The organism is Microbacterium sp. 18062 (assembly GCF_902706225.1).
Lineage (GTDB): Bacteria > Actinomycetota > Actinomycetes > Actinomycetales > Microbacteriaceae > Microbacterium.
In genome coordinates this window covers 1-975 of sequence record NZ_CACSKB010000115.1, presented here as the reverse complement: position 1 = coordinate 975, position 975 = coordinate 1, and the positions used below count along the sequence as shown (strand labels likewise).

The following is a 975-nucleotide window of genomic DNA, read 5'->3' as shown; positions in this document are numbered from 1 at the left end:
CAACGAGGTCCGCCCGCACGAGGCGATCGCTTGGAACCGGCCGATGGAGGTGCACCTCGGCCTGGCCGACCCCACCATCCCCAACTTCGAAAGAGAAGAAATCCTGCCAACTACTTGACGCGGGACATACCAACGCAGCCACGCCTGCGACGACTGCGAGCGCCGCGAGCGCGATCCCCACGGGCGCCCGGAAGGCGATCAGCTGCGCGATCCCCGGCAGCCGCTGTGCACCGAACGCCTGCGGCCACACCAGCAACACCGCGGATGCCACAACGACCACGAAGAGGGCGAGACGGGCAACTCTGGCGAGGTGCTGACGGCGCCCATCCCTCTGAAATGTCGGACCTTTCACCGTGTCATCAGCGTGGTCGGCACCGGCGATGTTCACCGTCCCAGTCTGCTTCATCGAACGTCGGCAGGGCTGGGGCGATGCCGCCGGAGAAACAGGAGACCGTCAGCTGCGCGATGTACGCTCGCCCTGTGACCAGCGTCGCGAGCCCGCCCACGCAGCCGATTCGACCGCGGATTCGCACAGCGCGGGGCACGCTCATCGCGACCTTCTCCGCCGTAGCCGGGGCTGCCCTCGCCGTACTTGCCGCAGTCGTCATCGCCGTACGAACGTCCGCAGACGGCAAGACGGACATCCTCATCGGACAGTACACGAGCACCCGGATTGCAGTGTCAGCACTCCTGGTCGCCGGGATCGCCGGCGTTGTCGCATTGGCGTTGACACGCTGGCACGGTCGGCGGCTGCTTCTTCTCATCCCCGCACTGCTCGTGGCCCTGGGCGCCGCTTTCCTCGCGCTACTTGTGCTCTGGCTGCAATCCAGCAACACCCTCACACCACTGCTTAGCCTCGATCCACCGATGAGCCTGGGTGTTGAGCGGGCGTCGTGACAGAGAAATGCCTCTCTGACCGGGAAGAATAGAGCTTGTCTAAGGTCCTATTCACCCAATCCGAGAGGCATCTCGTAG

2 protein-coding genes are annotated in these 975 nt (G+C 65.0%); one reads left to right on the top strand and one right to left on the bottom strand.

Going from position 1 to position 975, the window contains the following annotated elements; translation table 11 throughout:
• Positions 1 to 388: hypothetical protein (locus tag GVL03_RS22085; RefSeq protein ID WP_373683853.1), on the bottom strand; the 388-nt coding region annotated here is incomplete at its 3' end.
• A gap of 92 nt (positions 389 to 480) precedes the next feature.
• On the opposite strand from GVL03_RS22085, the gene GVL03_RS18835 reads away from it, so the two are divergent.
• A complete protein-coding gene (locus GVL03_RS18835) occupies positions 481 to 897 on the top strand; it encodes a hypothetical protein (protein ID WP_159502541.1) in 417 nt (138 codons plus the stop codon).
• The last annotated feature ends 78 nt before the right edge of the window (positions 898 to 975 follow it).